Raw genomic sequence first — 17,300 nt, forward strand, 5'->3', positions numbered from 1 at the left:
CTCCAATCGCTCAAGCGTCAATAATTACTGCTGCACATGGCGCGGGCGAGGTCCTTTCGCTGCGCTCAGGATGACGTTCAATTAAACACCGCATTACTTCCAAACTCCCATCCAATGAAACGCTTACTTCTCATTTGCAGCTTGCTGGGCTGGTCGTTTTCCTCCCTCGCCCAATCGGCCGGGCCGCCCATCCCGACTGACTCGACGGTGAAGGTGATTAAGACGCCCAAGGGCTACGAGACGCAGCTTAACGCCGTGTACGTGAAGGTGAACGGCTGGGACGGCCGCATGGACCTCTACACCAACCCTGGCGGCAAGCCCACGCCCATCGTCATCAGCATTCACGGCGGCGGCTGGAACCACGGCACCAAGGAGTCGCAGTCGGGTTTCAGCGCCTTCTTCAAGCGCGGCTACGCGGTGGCCAATGTGGAGTACCGCCTCACGCCGCAGGCCACCGCCCCGGCGGCCGTGGAGGACGTGCGCTGCGCCCTCATCTACATCATTACCAACGCCAAGAAGCTCAACATCGACCCCAACAAGATTGTAGTGATGGGCAGCTCGGCCGGCGGCCACCTCGCCCTGATGGCCGGCCTGCTCGAAAACGACCACACCTTCGACACCAACTGCCAGACCAAGGAGAAAGTGAAGGTGGCGGCCATCGTGGACAACTACGGCATCGCCGACGCCGGCGACTGGATGAGTGGCCGCCTGGCCAGCAAATCGGCCACCAAGTGGCTGGGGCAATACAGCAAAGACGAGAAGTTTATCCGCTCGGTGTCGCCGGTGTACCTGGTGAAGAAGAGCAGCCCGCCCACCTTCATCGTGCACGGCGACGCCGACCCGGTGGTGCCCTACGAGCAGTCGGTGGCCCTACACAAGAAGCTGCAGGAAGCCGGCGTGAAAACCGAGTTCCTCACGGTGCCCGGCGGGCAGCACGGCAAGTTCACCACTGAGAAGAAGCGCGAGGTGAGCGACGCGACGCAGAAGTTCCTGATGGAAATCGGGCTGTAGAAACACGCTTTTTACCGGTGGTCGGTATTGGGTAATCGGGAATCGGAGGCGCAGATAATTCATAGCTGGAGACTGGCCCCTGATAATTGACTGCCCAATACCGACTTCTTTTTTGACAACGCTAACCCTTTAACAATCAAACACCCACACCATGTTTAACTTTTACTCTTTCCCGCCGGGCCGCCGGTCGGCCCGCTTGCTGGGCTTGCTGCTGCCGCTGCTGGGCGGCAGCCTGCTGACGCAGGCGCAGTCGGTGAGCATCACCACCCTGGGCACGCCCTACGTGGAGAATTTCAACACCCTTGGCATTAATGCTACGCCTTCGACCACCACGTATCCCAAATCGACCCTGCCCACGGGCTGGGACTTCCTGGAAACCGGCACCGGGGCCGACGCCACTTACTCCGGCAACCTCAGCGCCACCGGCAACACCTACAGCCTGGGCACCAATGCCAGCACCGAGCGCGCCCTGGGCTCGGTATTGAACGCAGTGGCATCGAGCTACGGCGTGAAGTACACCAATAACACCAGTCAGCCCATTACCGGACTAGCTATCAGCTACAACGGCGAGCAGTGGCGCCTCGGCAGCGCCACCCGCACCACGGCCGACCGGCTGGACTTTCAATACAGCCTGACGGCCACGGACCTGACGGGCACGTTTACCGACGTCAACACCCTGGACTTTATCAGCCCGAACGTGAACAACGGCACCACGGCCGGCAACATCGACGGCAACGCTACTGCCAACCGCGCGCCGGTGAGCGGCACACTGTCGGTGACCATTCCGGTCGGCGGCACGATTATCCTGAAGTGGGTGGACTTCGACGTGACCGGCGGCGCCGATGATGCCCTGGGCATCGACGACGTGTCGGTGACGGCCGTGGCGCTGCCGGCGGTGACCACCGCGGCGGCTACCGCCAGCGGCACCAGCGCCACCGTCGGCGGCAACGTGACCAGCGCCGGCTCGAACACCGTGACCGCCAACGGCGTGGTGTACAGCGCGACCAATGCCACGCCTACCATCGGCGGCACTGATGTTACCACGCTGCCCATCGGCTCGGGCACGGGCGCCTTTAGCGGCTCGGCCACGGGCCTGCTGCCCTACACGACTTACAACGTGGCCGCCTACGCTACATCCACCGCCGGCACCAGCTACGGCGCGGTAGTGACGGTAACCACCGGGCCGGGCAGCATCAGCCTGGCGGCGATGGGCACGGCCTATAATCAGGACTTTAACACGCTGTCGTCCACCGGCACGACTAACCCGAAAAGCACCCTGCCCGCCGGCTGGGACTTCGTGGAAACCGGCGCGGGCGGCAGCGCTACGCCCGATAACACCTACACTACCAGCACCGGCACGGCCGGCGGCGCCAACACCTACAGCTTCGGCGCCGGCTCGGCCGCTACCGACCGCGCCCTGGGTGGCCTGCAAAGCACTGGCGTGCTGGCGACCACCATCGGCGCCGCGTTCACCAACAACACCGGCTCGACCATCACCGGCCTCACCGTGACCTACACCGGCGAGCAGTGGCGCCTCGGCACCGCCGGCCGTGCCATCCCCGACCGCCTCGAATTCCAGTACAGCACCACCGCCACCACCGTGGACGGCGCCACCGTAACTACCGGCTACACCGACGTGAATGCGCTGGATTTCAGCAGCCCCTTCAACACCACCGTGGGCGCCGTGGATGGCAACACCCAACGCACCACGCTCACGGCCAACATCTCCGTGTCAATCCCCAATGGCGCGACGTTCGTGCTGCGCTGGCTGGATTTTGACGCCAGCAGCTCGGATGACGGGCTGGCGGTGGACGACTTTTCCATCACCCCCACCGCCAACGTGACCCCAACCGTGACCACCGCCGCGCCCAGCGCCAGCGGCACCAGCGCCACCGTGGGCGGCAACGTGACCAGCGCCGGCACCGCCGCCGTAACCGCCAACGGCGTGGTGTACAGCGCCACCAATGCCACGCCCACCATCGGCGGGGCTGACGTGACCACGCTGCCCATCGGCTCCGGCACGGGTGCGTTCAGCGGCACGACCACCGGCCTGCTGCCCTACACTACTTACAACGTGGCCGCTTATGCCACCTCCACGGCCGGTACCAGCTACGGCACGGTGAGCACCTTCACCACCGGCGCGGGCCGCATCAGCATTGCGGCGCTGAACACAGCCTACAATCAGGATTTCAATACCCTTGGCAACGTGGCTTCGCCCTCGACTACGACCTACCCGAAATCGGCGCTGCCGGCGGGCTGGGACTTTGTGGAAACCGGCACCGGCGCCGACGAAACCTACTCGGCCAACCTCTCGAACACCGGCAACACCTACAGCGCGGGCACGGCCGGCGCTACCGACCGCGCTTTTGGCACCCTGCAGAATACGGCCGTGATTCCGACCATCGGCGCGGCTTACGTGAATAACACCGGCCAGACCATCGGCGGCCTGCAAATCAGCTACGTCGGCGAGCAGTGGCGCCTGGGCAACGGTACCCGCACCGCCAACGACCGGCTGGATTTCGAGTACAGCCTTAACGCCACCGACCTGGTTACCGGCACCTACATGGCCGCGCCGGAGCTGAATTTCACCGGCCCCGTGGCGGGCACCACCGGCAGCAGCCCCGCCAGCGTGGCCCTCGACGGCAACGCGGCGGCCAACCGCGTCACGGTGACGGCCATCGTGCCGGTGAGCATTGCCCCCGGCCAGACCGTATTTATCCGCTGGAATGACTTCAACGCCCCGGGCGGCGGCGACGACATCCTCGGCATCGACGACTTCTCCCTCACGGCCCTGGCCGTGCCCGCCGACCTCACCGTGAGCACATCCGGCCAGAACATCTCGGGCTTCTACAACAACGTGACCATCACCGGCACCGGCGCGGCCACCCTGACGGGCACCCTCACCGTGGGCGGCGCCCTGATGGTGCAAACCGGCGGCACCCTGGCCGGCAACTGCCAGGCCATCACCGGCAGCGGCAGCTTCGCGCTGCAGAACAACGCCACGCTGCGTATCTGCAACCCGGCCGGCATCAGCAGCACCGGCAACACCGGCGCCATCCAGCTCACGGGCACCCGCACCTTCAGCCCCAACGCCAACTACGAGTACAACGGCACCGCCGCGCAGGTAACCGGTCCGGGCCTGCCCGCCCGCGTGCGCAACCTGACGGTGAACAACGCCCAGGGCCTGACGTTGAGCGACAGCACGGCCATCTCGGAAGTGCTGCACCTGACCAGCGGCAACCTCAGCACCGGCGGCGAAGCCCTGGTATTGCTGTCGGCCAGCACTGGCACGGCCCTGATTGACAACACCGGCGGTCAGGTAATCGGCACCGGCACCATGCAGCGCTACATCGACCCCAGCCTGAACGCTGGCAACGGCTACCGCCACTACAGCGCCCCGGTGAGCAACACCACCTTCGGCGACCTCGCCGCCCCGGGCTTCGCGCCCGAGCTGAGCCAGGCCGCCGCCTACAACAGCTCGGCCACGCCCGGCCTGGTGACACCCTTCCCGAACATCTTCGGCTACGATGAGGCGCGCATCGCCACGGCCGCCAGCAACTTCGATGACTTCGCCAAAGGCTGGTTTGCCCCGGCCTCGACCAGCGCGGCCATGCAACCCGGCCACGGCTACACCGTGAACACGCCCAGCGGCGCGCTCGTCGATTTCCGCGGCACCTTCAACAACGGCCCCGTGGCGCTGACCGGCCTCACCCGCGGCGCCAGCGCCGATGCCGGCTGGCAGCTGCTGGGCAACCCCTACCCCTCGCCCATCGACTGGAACCTGATTCCGGCCGGTAACTTCAACAACGTGAGCGCCGCCGTGTACGTGTACCGCTCCAGCGGCCCCTACACCGGCAGCTACGTGAGCTACGTGAACGGCATCGGCGGCAGCCAGCAGATTGCGGCCGGCCAGGGCTTCTTCGTGCGGGTGAACACGCCCGGCACCGGCAGCCTCACGCTGCCCAACGCCAGCCGCGTCACCACCTTCGGCCCGCAGCCCGCCTTCTACCGCAGCACGCCCGATACGCGCCCGCAGCTGCAGCTGCACTTCGGCGGCGCCAATGTGAGCGACGACGCCTACGTGTATTTCGAGCAGGGCGCCAGCGCCGGCTTCGACAGCCAGTTCGATGCCCACAAAGTGCCGACCTTCACCCCCACGCTGACCCTGGCCCTGGCGTCGGGCCCCGAAAACCTGTCCATCAACGGCCTGCCCGTGCTCGGCACCGCCAACGTGACCGTGCCCCTGCGCCTCCTCAACCCCGAGCCCGGCACCTTCACCATCGAAGCCGCCCAGCTCGTGAACATGCCCGCCGGCATCTTCACCTACCTGGTGGATGCCCAGACTGGCGCCTACATCGACCTGCAGGCCCAGCCCAGCTACAGCTTCACGCTGGCCGCCAACACCCCGGCCACGCGCTTCTCGGTGCTCTTCACGGCCCAGCGCGTGCTGGCCACCGCCCCGGCGCAACTGGCGCAGCAGGTGAGCATTTACCCCAACCCCGCCCGCCAGCAGGCAACGCTGAGCTTGCCCGCCAGCCTCGGCCACCAGCCGGTGCAGGTGTCGCTGCTGAATGCCCTCGGCCAAACGGTGCAGCAGCAGCGCCTCGCTACCTCGGAAGCGCTGTCGCTGACCGGCGTGGCCCCGGGTATCTACACGGTGCGCGTGGCCACGACCCAGGGCGTGGTAAACAAGCGCCTCGTGGTGGAATAATCACCACGTAAGCAGCTCATAAAAAAGACCCTCACCGTGTGGTGAGGGTCTTTTTTATGTCATGAAACTCAGAACTTGTGGGGGCGGGGCTTGACTTCGCCCGAATTGTTGAATGGAAGTGATTTAGGAAGGGCGTCTGACCGGCGGGAGTCAACCAAGCTCTGCCCCTACTCGAGCACCAGCTTGCGGGTAAACATCTTGCCCTCCGCCGTCAGTACCCGCACGATGTAACCACCTTCGGCCAGCTTCCCCAGATTCAGCAGCCCCGGCACAAAATCAGTCTGCTCCAGCAGCAGCCGGCCTAATGTGTCCATCACCACCAGCTTCCCCTTGCTGCCGGGGAAGTACACCGTCACACTACGCTTGGGCGCGGGGTTAGGATAGATAATGAGCTGCTCTTCCGGCAGGTTCGCTTTGCTGACCGCCAGCGGCGTGCAGGCCGCGCCGCCCAGCCGGTCGCACAATTGCTTATCATACAAACTTTGCGGCAGCACGAAGGTGCCCGTCGATTCCTCGTAGCCCTGCCCGGTGAAGAACACGCCCGTGCCCGACACCAGGGCCCGCGAACCCACCGACCAGTTGATGTGCTGCGGCGGGCTTTGCACCACCACGGTGGCCGTCTGGCAGTTCCAGAGCATGTTCTGGGCGCCGGCCCAGCCGTGGCCGGTGCCGGAAGAGCGGCGGTTTTCGAGATTCAAGGGGCCGTCGCCCACGAAGTTGTCGTAGAGCGTGCCGGCTGCCCAGCGCCCGTGCGGGCCGGCGATGTTGAGCATCTGCGTGGCCGTGCAGCGCACGAAGGCATTGGGCCCCGCCACGCGCGCCCCGGTCATGAAATCGTGCCGCCCCTTGCGGGTGAAGCAGCCCATTACCAGGTTGCGCTGCCCCTCGATGCAGAACGAGTAGCGCCGCTCGCCCTGAATAAGGGAAATACCATCCAGACACTTGGAATTGAGCACGCTGACGTGGGCGCTATTCGTGAGCACCCGCACCGCCGCGAAGCCGAAGTGCCAGGCCTCGATGTCACGCACCCAGGCGTTTTCGGTGTTCACGAAGTCGATGGCGTCCCAGGCGTGCTGCTCGTCGGTGGGGCTGCTGTATTCCGAGTCAAGTTTCAGGTTTTCAATGCCCACGTTTTCGAGGCGGTTGTTCCAGGTATATTTCTGGAGGTAGCCGGTGGCGTGGGTCTGGTCGATGGGGTCCACCACCGGCGCATCCACGGTGATGACGTTGCCGCTCACGGCCGTCACTTTGCGCTTGTAGTCAATGGTGAAGCTCGACGGGGTCCAGTTCACGCAGGTGGGGCAGCTGGGATTGTTGAGCGTGTTCATGCCCAGCATGTCAATCCAGGCCTGGTTGGGGGCCCGGCGCAGCTGCACCCGGTCGCCCACCACGAAGCTGTGCCCCGCCTCCACCGCAAACGAGCGCGCCCCGACGGGCAGGTACGTGGTGGTAATGCGCTTGCGCGTACTGCTTTGCCCTGAGGCCCCGCCCGCCCCCGTAAACTGCACCAGCGTGTGCTGCTGCCGCAGCGTGGCCCGCAGCACCGTGCCCGTGCTGCCCGCGCCCTCGCCGCGCAGCACAATGCCGCTGGCCCGTACCACCAGGCTGCCGCTCACCGCGTAGCTGCCGGCCCGCAGCAGCAGCGCCCCCCGAAAACCATTGGCCTGCACCGGCAGCGCCGCCAGCTGGTCGATGGCCGCCTGGATGTGCGCCCGGTTGTCGCCGCTGAGGGCCGAAATCGTCAGCACCACCGGCACCGTCGGGATGGCCGCCTCGCCGTTGCGGTAGCCCACGTCGCTGAAGTCGGGCACGGTGTTGCCGCGGGCGTCGGGCACGTACCTCAGCCGGCCCTGGACATTGGTCTGGATGAGGTTGCTGTAAGCCTGCCCCGGGGCCGGGGCCGCCAGCAGCAGCCCGCCAAGGCCAGTCAGTAAAAGTGGAAAAACGCGCATGATGGGAATAGTTGAAAAACGCAAAAACGCGGGGGCTGCGCCGGGTTTATCCGGCGGTAGTCCGCCTGCTCATTTTCGCCCGGGTTTGGTAGTCATTTGAAATTAGTGCAATTTTGCCGCGCCGCCGCAACCGATTGCGAAACCCGGGGCCAACGGTGGCTGCGAAGGAGCTTGTGAGGGCAGTTCAGCTACAAGTCGCCAGAGAATTACGGATAGTGAAAACGTTACCGGTAACGCTCCCGGCAACGAGTGCGTAAAATAAAGCCCCTCCGCAGGCTTTTTTACGAAGTTTTTTGCTCATCATTGTAGTGTCGCTCGCCGTAAGGTATCCTGCCCGGCGCTGAGTTGCCGCCCCATTCGTCATTCCTTTTTAAAAATCCCATCGCCGCATGAATCACCTTGTACGCCCCACTTTCGCCAAATTCCTCCGCGAGGCAGTTTCTGGCTTTAATCCAATTTATAAAACTGCGCTGGCGGCTGGGCTGCTGAGCCTGGGTCTGGCCGGCCAGGCCACCGCCCAGACCGGCGGCAGCGCCTTCTGGCCGCTACGTGCCAACGCCCAGGACAGCACCGGCGCCCGCTCGGCCGGCCTCACGGCGACCCCGGCCACGCTGCGCCGCCTGGTGGTGTCCGATGGCTCGTCGCCGGCCAGCGGCACCAGCACGCCGGCCTACTCGCTTACCCGCGGCCAGGGCCTGGCCCCGCTGGCCGATGGCAGCGGCTGGCCCTCCAGCGCCGGCGGGCCCGGCTCGGCCCCGCGCCGCACGCACTACGAGCAGTTTGCCGTGACGGCCAGCGCCGCCACCCGCATCGACTCGCTGCTGTTCAGCGCCGTGGCTACCAGCTCGCCGGGCGGCCGCGTGGGCGTGATGTATTCGCTCAGCAACTTCACCGCCGACTCGGCCACCGTGACGGGCGGCGCGGGCGCTCCCTACGCCGGCTACACCTCGGGCACTCTCACGGTGCCGACCTTCAACGGCGGCACCCTGCCGGCGGCCAACAACGGCGCCTTCCCTGCTACCACTGCCACCACTACCACGGGGGCCGTGCTGCCCGTATACGCCACGGCTACTGGCAACAATGGCCTGTTCCGCTTCGAGCTTAACGGCGCCGGCGGCGTGGTGCTGGCTGCCGGCCAGACTTTGACCGTGCGCCTGTATTTCAGCGTGAACAACTCCAGCACCGGCCGCTACGTGCTGCTCAAAAACGTGCAGTTGAAAGGCAGCACCGTGCTGGGCACCGCGCCGGTCCGCTCGGCCACCCCGCTCAGCATGTATCCCAACCCGGCGCAGAACCGCCTGACGGTGGCCCACCCCGCTGCGCCCTCGGCCGCTACGGTGGCGGTGTACAGCCTCACCGGCCGCAAGGTGGCCAGCGCCCCGGTTCAGGCGGGCAGCACCAGCACCGAGTTGCGCCTCTCCGACCTCGCCCAGGGCTTGTACCTGGTGGAGTACACCGATGGCCATCAGCGCATTACCGGCAAAATCACGAAGCAGTAGCGACCAGCCGCCGCTTAGTAGCTTACTTTGCACGCAGTGAAAGCGACACCGGGCCTGCGCCCGGTGTCGCTTTCGCCTGTTGGGCCGTTGCCCACCGCGCTTTTTTATTTTTTATGAAGCAAGTTGTTACCTTTGGCGAAGTGATGATGCGGCTCTCGCCGCCGCTCCACTACCGCCTCACCCAGGCCAATCATCTCGAAGTGAACTACGGCGGCGGCGAAGCCAACGTGGCCGCTGCCCTGGCTGGCTTGGGCCAGTCGGCCGCCCACGTTACCTGCTTTCCGGCCACGGAGCTGGGGCAGGCGGCCACCCAGCAGTTTCAGCGCCTGGGCGTTGATATGCGGCACACCGTGTTTCGGGGGCTGCGGCTGGGGCTGTATTTTCTGGAAGTGGGCGCCTCGCTACGGGCCAGCAAAGTGGTGTACGACCGCGCCGGCTCGGCCTTCGATAAGCTCGACCCGGCTGATTTTAACTGGGATGAGATTCTAAAAAACGCCGGCTGGCTGCACTGGACGGGAATTACGCCCGCCATTTCGGCGGCGGCGGCGCAGGCCACGCGCGATGCCATTGCGGCGGCGCGGCGGCTGGGCCTAACCATCTCGGCCGATGTGAACTACCGCCGCAACCTCTGGCAGTACGGCCAAACCGCGCAGGAGGTGATGCCGGAACTGGTGGCCGGCTGCGACGTCGTATTCTGCTCCGAGCACGATGCCGACGACCTTTTCCACATCAAGCCTACGGCCGATGTGGAAAACTCCTTTGCCGACGTGGCGGCGCAGCTCAGGGCGCGCTTCCCGCAAATTAAGCAAGTCGTTACCACCCGCCGCCAGACGCAAAGCGCCTCGCACGAGCGCATCAAGGCGGTGCTGTATGACGGGCAGTTTGTGGAAACTGACTTCCTCAACATTGCGCCGGTGGTGGACCGCATCGGCGGCGGCGATGCTTTCGTGGCCGGGTTTATCCACGGCTCGCTCACTTATGCCGATGCCCAGCAGGCGCTGCAGTTTGCCATTGCCGCTTCGGCCCTCAAGCATACCATTCACGGCGACGTGAACCTGGTGACGGCCGCCGAAGTGGAGCACGTGATGCAGGGCAACACCAGCGGCCGGCTGGTGCGGTGAGTTTTTAGCTATTAGCTGACAGCTGTTAGCTAATAGCTTTTTTTCGAGAGGAAACCGTCTGGGTTGTCTCTTCTGATTTTATCAAAAAGCTAACGGCTAACAGCTAGTAGCTAACACCTCCTAAAATGCCCCGCTTCTCTTCCGCCGACGCCCTCGCCATCGTGCTGCAGCACCCCATCGTGCCCGTGTTCTACCACGCCGAGGCGGCTTACGCCACGCGCATTCTGCAGGCCTGCTACGCGGGCGGGCTGCGCGTGTTTGAGTTCACCAACCGGGGGCCGGAGGCGCTGGCGGTGTTCACGGAGCTGGCGGCGGTGGTGCGGCAGCAGCTGCCGGAGCTGCTGCTGGGCATCGGCACCATTTACACGGCGGCGCAGGCGGAGGAGTTTATTGCGGCGGGCGCTGACTTTGTGGTGCAGCCGGTGACGACGGCTGACGTGGCGGCCGTGTGCCAGGCCCACGAACTGCCCTGGCTGCCGGGCGCCCTTACGGTGAATGAGATTTACCAGGCCAGCCAGCTGGGCGCCAGCATCGTCAAGATTTTCCCCGGCAACCTCGTCGGTCCCGACTATATCAAAGCCCTGCGCGGCCCCATGCCCCAGGTGAAGCTGATGGTGACGGGCGGCGTGGAGCCCACGCAAGCCAGCCTGGGCGCGTGGTTTGGCGCGGGGGTGAATGTGGTAGGCATGGGCTCGCAGCTCTTCAAAAACGTGGATGATACGGCGGCTTTCACGGCCTTGCTGCGGCAGCTGCTGGGCTGGGCAAGAGGGTAGATTATCTGAATAAGAAACTGTCATTCTGAGCACAGCGAAGGACCTTCTCACGGCTGAACGATTAGCGTCGCAACGACTCGTTCAAGCGTGACAAGGTCCTTCGCTACGCTCAGGATGACAGCATTACTGGCTACCCCAGCCGCACGGCCTCGCCGAACGGGAAGCTTTCCAGCGCCAGGCCGCCGGCCGTGACTACCCAGAGCGTGGGCACGGTTGGCGCTTCGGCGGGGAAGGCGCCATAGCCGTCGGTGAGGTAGATGGCCACGCCGGGCGGGCCGTAGGGGTCGGCCTGCTGGGCGGTGAGGCGCTGGAAGAAGGGGCGGAAATCGGTGCCGCCGCCGCCTTCGGCGGCGGGCAGGGCGTCGTGGGGACGCAGGGGGTAAGGGCCATACAATGCCGCATCGGCAAAGTAGAGCTCGGCGGTGAGGTGGGGGTAGGAACTGAGGATGGCTTGCACTTCGGCGGCGAAGGCCTGCATCTGGCGGTCGGAGACGGAGCCGCTGGTGTCGAGGCACACGCTGACGCGGACGGTTTCGCCTTCGAGGCTGTCGAGGTAGAGGCCGCGGCCGACGAAGCGGCGGTCGAATCCCACGAAATCGACGGGCGTGCGCACGAGGTAGCGCCAGAGGGCGGTGCGCCAGTCGAGGCGGCCGGGGTCGAGCACGGCGAGCTCGCGGCGCAGGTGGGCGGGCACGTCGCCGCCCATGCTGCGGGCCACGGCGGCGGCTTTCTGGAGGGCGCCGCGCCAGTGGCCGGCCTGCTGCTGGCGGCGGGCGCGGGCGCCGAGGGAGTTTTCGGTCGAGGCGCCGGGGGCTTCATCGAGCAGGTCGGCCATGAGCAAGGGCGGGGCGGCGGCGAGGTCGCGCTCCAGCAGTTCGAATACTTCCTCGGTGCCAAAGTGCTGGAGGCGCTCATCGAAAAGCCCGCCGGCGGGCAGGGCGGCGCCGGGCTCGGCCAGTATCATGCCGTTGATGACGATGTCGGCGGCGATGTTCCAGAGCTGGGGGTCGCGCTCCTGGCGGCGCCAGCAGTGGCCGAGGGCGCAGTGCAGCACCTCGTGCAGCAGCAGGCCGTCCTGCTCGCCGGGGGTGAGCGGGTGCCAGAAATCGGGGTTCACGAACACGGTTTCGCCGTCGGTGGCGGCGGTGGGCACACGCTCCGTCACCTCGTAGCGGGCGAAAAGGGCCAGCGCGGCCAGGAAGGGCGAGCGCAGCCGCAAGCGCAGCAGGGCGGCGCTGAGGCTGCGCCCGGTGGCGCTGGGGTCGAGGGCAGGGCTTTCGGCGGCGGGGAGCATGAGTTGATTGTTTAACAAATTGCCGGTCAATCCGCAATTATCGCCGGAACTTCTATAAGGTCTGCAACCCGGGTTGCAGACACCTCCGGGAAACCGGAAGCCACCAAAACCCGGGTTGCGGGCACCTCCGGGAAACCGGAGGCCCCAAAAACGCAGGTTGCAGGCACCTCCGGTTTCCCGGAGGCCACCAAAACCCAGGTTTCAGACACCTCCGGTTTCCCGGAGCGCCCAATCATCAGAGAATACTATATAATCGGCGGGGCGGAATCCGGGCTACGCCGCATTCACCATTTTCTGGTAGTCGGCCAGGAAGCCGCGCAGCTTCTCATCCTTGGCCACGAAGATGGCCAGGGCGCCCATCTGCCCCACGGCGCGCATCTGCTTGAAGAGGTCGACGGCGTAGAGCTGCAGCCACTCGGCGGGGGCTTTTTTGCTGAGCCACTCGAAGCCGTGGTAGCCGCGCTCGGCGGTGCGGGCGCGCACGGTGAGGCCCATGGTGGTGGCGTAGCGGGCCGAAGGCTCGGCGGGGAAGCCCACGTCCTTGCCCTTGCCCTCCAGCACCGGCTCCAGCGCGGGCAGCGAGGCGTAGAGCTGCAAAAAGGTAGTGAACTCGGTGGCGGTACCGGCGCCTACCACGGACTCGACCGACAGGCCGGCGTGGTGCAGGCGGCTGGCCATCACCCAGGAGCGCGGCGAGGGCCAGGCCGGGCGCTGGGCATCGAGCTGGTGCAGCAGCGCGGGCCGGAAGGCCAGGAAAGCCAGAATCTGCTCGTGGACGCCGGCGCCGAGGGCGTAGCCTTTGAAGGACTCCCAGTCGGCGCCCACCTCCAGGTGCAGGAAACGGTTGGCGAGCGGGGCGGGCATGTCGAACACGGCGGCGCGGTCTTCCTTGCGGTTGCCGGCGGCCCAGATGTACCAGCCCGCGGGCACCACGTAGGAGCCCACCCGGCGGTCGAGAATGAGCTGCTGCGCCATGCCCTGCATGGCGGGCGGGGCCAGGTTCAGCTCATCGAGAAAGAGGATGCCCTGGCCGCTGCGGGGCAGAAACTCGGGCGGCAGCCAGCGCGACACGCTGGCTTCGGTGTCGGCCACGGGCAGGCCGCGCAGGTCGGTCGGGGCCAGCTGCGAGAGGCGCACGTCAATAAAATCAAAGCCGTGGCGCTCGGCAGCCTGCGCCACGATGCTGGATTTGCCGATGCCGGGCGGGCCCCAAATCATGACGGAAAGCTGGAGCTGGTGGGCAATAAGGGAGTCGAGGTAGTCGGCGAGTTCGGTGGGGGTCATGAGGACTATTTTGGGAGAACGTTAAGCTCCCCTCCTTGGAAAGGAGGGGATGTTTTGCCGCAGGCAAAACGGGGGTGGTTGAGCCGGTCGCGCCGGTTGGGTTTTCGGAGTAGTGAAGGAGAAATTACTGCTTTCGTTCCAACGGCGCGGACGGGCGAACCACCCCCGTTTCAGCTACGCTGAAACATCCCCTCCTTTCCAAGGAGGGGAGTTGGTCGTGCTACTTGGTCAGGTCGGGGATTTGGCCGGTGGCCTGGCGCTCGCGGGCGGCGGCGCGCACGAGGCGGTGGGCGTCGGTGGTGAGTTGGGTTAGTAAACTATCCGGCAGATTGGGGTTTTGGAGCATGGCGAGGCGCTCGACCCAGGTGGCTTTGGGGTAGAGCCACTGTAGCCAGCCGGCATGAGTGGCAGCATCGGCGGCAGCGGCGGCACGGCCCAGCAAGGAGGCACCGTTTTCCAGATTGCGGCGCAGGGCGGCGGTGCGCATCAGCGGTTTCAGCTCGGGGGGGAGGTCGGGGCGCTGCAGTAGGGCGTAGCGAACGTCGCGGTCGGGGTGAGCCGCGAAGTGGTGCAGGTACTGGGCCGGCAGGCGAGGGTTGCGCACCAGCGCAAGGGCCGTATCCTCGTCGATGCGGGCAGCATCGGCGGACTGGTCGTAGCGGGCGGTGCCGGCTAATAGGCGGGTGAGCAGGTTTTCCAGAAACGCCGGGGTGGCTTTGGGGTGCGCAGCCAGGTAGCGAAACCACCACGGCGGCGCGGCCGTGGCGTCGTAAGCGTCGCGGGCCTCTAGCACGGCCTGCAGTACTTCCAGTGGCGCATGTTCGTTGTGGGATAACCTAATAGCCACCCAATCATCGTAGCGATTCTCCTGAGGCCGGTGGGCCAGTTCCAGCAGCATGGAGACGGGAGTATCCTTAAGCGCGGCAATGGTTTGAATCACTGCTTTGTCCCCATCTGCCAGGAGCATTTCGAGCACAAAGGCGGGCTTGTCGCTCACAAACAGTAACTGCTCCTTACGCTCTGGCTGAGTGATAAGCGACAATAGCGACTGGAATAGTTCGGGGGTAAGCCGGGGGTTTCTCAGCACGTAGCTGGCGATATTGTCATCGGGACAGCTCACCGCCTGCGCCAGCAGCTCATCTGGTGAGCTAGGGTTGCTGGCCAGTGAGTTTCGGCGATAGTCACTGTAATCACGCGGTCCGTTGGCCAGCGGCGTCCAGATGTCCATTAGCACATCGGGGGGTGTAGCAGGATTACGAGCCAGCGTGTACTGCAGTTCCTGCGAAGCATTATGAGCCATTTCCCGCAGCAATTCGGGGGGCGTATTCCGGTTGCCGGCCAGCGTATCACGCGTGCTGACGGAAGCACCTACGTACCAAGCGGCCAGCAACTCGGGGGGCGTGCTGGGATTCGACAACAGGCGCTGCCGCATTTTTTTACCCGAACCGGGGCGGGCGGCCAGTTCGGCCAGAGTCGTTGGCGGAGTGGCTTTATTGTAGGCCACAGAATCACGCACTTTCCAGCAACGGTCGCGGCCCAGTTCGGCCAGCACCTCAGGCGGCGTATTGGCATTACTTCCCACGCGTTGCCGCACTTCCATCCGGTGGTCACGGGCCAGACGGGTGAGCACTTCGGGCGGCATGCGGGGGTTGTGCGCAGCAGCGGCCCGCACTTTGCCGATGCGGTCATTGGCTAATTTTTGGAGCACCGTTATGTCTTCCAGGCAATAACCCACGGAGGCCCGCAAAGCCGACGTAGGCGAGTTAGCCCACTCGGCAAGGTCGGCTTCCTTGTATTCGCCTCGAATTACCCGCAGCCGGCGAGCCTCGTCGGCTGGAGGAATGGGTGGGGGTTCCTGGCGCGGCGGCAATCCTTGGGCCTGGCGGGCAGCGGCAGCCTCCTGTTGCTTTCGTTTATGCTCCTGGTCCTGGTGCTGCTTCCAGGGCAAGGTCAGGTCCCAGGCAGGTGTGGGGGGACGGGTATCGGCGGGCTCATCTCCGTACTCATGCGCGAATTCCAGCAAGTGGTAGGGAGTGCGTGGATGCACCGAAGCACGCAGCCGCACCCGGCTACTGGGGTCGAACAGCAGTTCCAGATGAAGCGCCTGGGGCAGTTGGGGCGAGCAGGCAACTACTTTGCGCACCTCCTTTTCCGCATCCCGGCCCAGCACTTCGAGCGCGGGCAGCGGGCACACCGGATTCTTAGCCAAAGCTATTTGCACCTGCATATCGGTGTCAGTTGCCAATGGCAACAGGGCCTCGGGGGGAGTGCGGCGGTTGCGGGCGGCGGCCGCCCGCACCGGGCCGGCCACATCGGTAGCCAGCACGGCCAATGCCTGGGGGCTGGTAGAAACATTGCGGCCCACTCGCCGCCGAATATCATAGTCAGCACTGCGGGCCAGACTGGTGAGCAGGGCCTCGGGGGTGCGGGAGTTGGCCGCCAGGCGTTGCCGAATATCGGCATCGGTGCCGCTGCCTAGCGTGAGGGCCAGCGCGGGAGTAAGCTGCGGATGACCCGCCACCAGCCGGCGCACCCGGATGTGCGGGCTGCGGGCCAGCTGGGCCAGCACGTCGGGCGGCAATGAGCGCTGCTGCACTATCCACATTTGCCAGGCCAGGCCGCTGTTCATCAGTCGGCGCACTTCGGCTTCCGTCAGGGGCGCGCGCCCTTCCAGCCACGTCTGGTCGTAGCTGCCGTATTTCGACACGTAGGGTTCGGTCCGCCGCTCGCCATACGCCCGTTTTAAGAGGCTGCCCACCTGTTTCAGAACTGGGGAAGCATCGGGGCGCTTGCTGCTGTTGAGCAGAGCATTTCGCAGGCCGCTGCTATTGGTAGCCGCCAGGGCTTCCAGAAGCCACGGTGGCACTACATCCAAGTCGAGCAGCTCCGGCAGCGTGGCCCGCTGAGCGGGCAGCTTTTCCAGCTCCTGCCGCAGCTGCTGGTGCCAGTCAACCGGCTCCGCTTCGCTTTCGGCAGCCAGTGCGCTCACGTGAAACTTCGCTCCCTCGCGCACCTCCCTATCCGGGTGCCGGGCCAGGGTTTGGAGGATGAGCGGCGGCACCTCCTCGCGGCGCACCAGGGCCCGCAGCACCCGCAGCGGCAGCCGGTGGGGCAGGCCGGGGTCTTCGAGCAGCAGCAGGGGCAGCACGGGGTTTTCCAGAAAGTCGGCCCAGTAGCGGCCAGCCAGGTGCAACAGGTCGGCGGGCGGGGTGTTGGGGTTGCGAGCCACGGCCTGCTTGATGGCGCGGGAGTTGGCGCCCCGAGCCAGCTCGGCGAGCTGCTGGGGTGACGTGGCGGGGTCTTGGGCCAGGCGCAGGCGCTCGGCCAGCGGCGCCTCGTTGGCGTGGGAGTAAGGGGTAGCAGACATCGGCAGTCGATTTTAAAGACCTTGACTGCGTGAATGTAGCCGACTTTTTTACTTCCTCAATACGCCGGCTTTTCGCGAAGCCAGATTTTTTTCAACGGCCGGCTGGCTCATTCCCGGACGCTTGTCCACCGATGGACGCTTTTTAGCCAGCCAGGCAAATGTTCTTTCTTATCAAATTGCTGATTTACATAAAATTAAAAAACTGGCACAACTTCTGAATTTCATCAGACACCCAGCGACCTGACTGTTCAGAAACATACAGTTACCAGCCGGACAACTTTTCGTCAG

General features: G+C 65.3%; 9 protein-coding genes. 5 read left to right on the top strand and 4 right to left on the bottom strand.

Features of this window, described 5'->3' with window-relative positions:
* The first annotated feature begins 114 nt into the window (after window positions 1-114).
* Complete coding sequence (locus Q5H93_RS07250) at window positions 115-1,011, top strand: alpha/beta hydrolase (RefSeq protein WP_305005841.1); 897 nt, start codon at window positions 115-117, stop codon at window positions 1,009-1,011.
* 151 nt (window positions 1,012-1,162) lie between these two features.
* Window positions 1,163-5,722: a beta strand repeat-containing protein gene (locus Q5H93_RS07255; protein ID WP_305005842.1), complete on the top strand. Its 4,560-nt coding sequence runs from the start codon at window positions 1,163-1,165 to the stop codon at window positions 5,720-5,722.
* Between the two features lie 167 nt (window positions 5,723-5,889).
* Here Q5H93_RS07255 and Q5H93_RS07260 read toward each other — a convergent pair whose 3' ends face one another.
* A complete protein-coding gene (locus Q5H93_RS07260) occupies window positions 5,890-7,674 on the bottom strand; it encodes a T9SS type A sorting domain-containing protein (RefSeq protein WP_305005843.1) in 1,785 nt (594 codons plus the stop codon).
* Between the two features lie 389 nt (window positions 7,675-8,063).
* On the opposite strand from Q5H93_RS07260, the gene Q5H93_RS07265 reads away from it, so the two are divergent.
* The 3 genes from Q5H93_RS07265 (at window position 8,064) to Q5H93_RS07275 (ending at window position 11,067) form a co-directional block, all read left to right on the top strand.
* Window positions 8,064-9,173: a T9SS type A sorting domain-containing protein gene (locus Q5H93_RS07265; RefSeq protein WP_305005844.1), complete on the top strand. Its 1,110-nt coding sequence runs from the start codon at window positions 8,064-8,066 to the stop codon at window positions 9,171-9,173.
* A gap of 113 nt (window positions 9,174-9,286) precedes the next feature.
* The gene (locus tag Q5H93_RS07270; protein ID WP_305005845.1) at window positions 9,287-10,294 is read left to right on the top strand and encodes a sugar kinase; all 1,008 of its coding nucleotides are present in this window, start codon (window positions 9,287-9,289) and stop codon (window positions 10,292-10,294) included.
* 125 nt (window positions 10,295-10,419) lie between these two features.
* Window positions 10,420-11,067, top strand: a complete 648-nt coding sequence (locus Q5H93_RS07275; protein WP_305005846.1) for a beta/alpha barrel domain-containing protein — start codon at window positions 10,420-10,422, stop codon at window positions 11,065-11,067.
* A gap of 130 nt (window positions 11,068-11,197) precedes the next feature.
* On the opposite strand, the gene Q5H93_RS07280 is transcribed toward Q5H93_RS07275, so the two are convergent.
* The 3 genes from Q5H93_RS07280 to Q5H93_RS07290 all read right to left on the bottom strand — a co-directional run bounded on the left by Q5H93_RS07280 (window position 11,198) and on the right by Q5H93_RS07290 (window position 17,012).
* On the bottom strand, window positions 11,198-12,361 hold the full coding sequence (locus Q5H93_RS07280) for a vWA domain-containing protein (protein WP_305005847.1): 1,164 nt from the start codon (window positions 12,359-12,361) through the stop codon (window positions 11,198-11,200).
* Window positions 12,362-12,634: 273 nt separating this feature from the next.
* The gene (locus tag Q5H93_RS07285) at window positions 12,635-13,645 is read right to left on the bottom strand and encodes an ATP-binding protein (RefSeq protein ID WP_305005848.1); all 1,011 of its coding nucleotides are present in this window, start codon (window positions 13,643-13,645) and stop codon (window positions 12,635-12,637) included.
* Between the two features lie 220 nt (window positions 13,646-13,865).
* Entirely contained in the window at window positions 13,866-17,012 is a 3,147-nt protein-coding gene (locus Q5H93_RS07290; protein ID WP_305005849.1) for a hypothetical protein, read from the bottom strand.
* Between the last annotated feature and the right edge of the window lie 288 nt (window positions 17,013-17,300).

The organism is Hymenobacter aranciens (assembly GCF_030580865.1).
Taxonomy (GTDB): domain Bacteria; phylum Bacteroidota; class Bacteroidia; order Cytophagales; family Hymenobacteraceae; genus Hymenobacter; species Hymenobacter aranciens.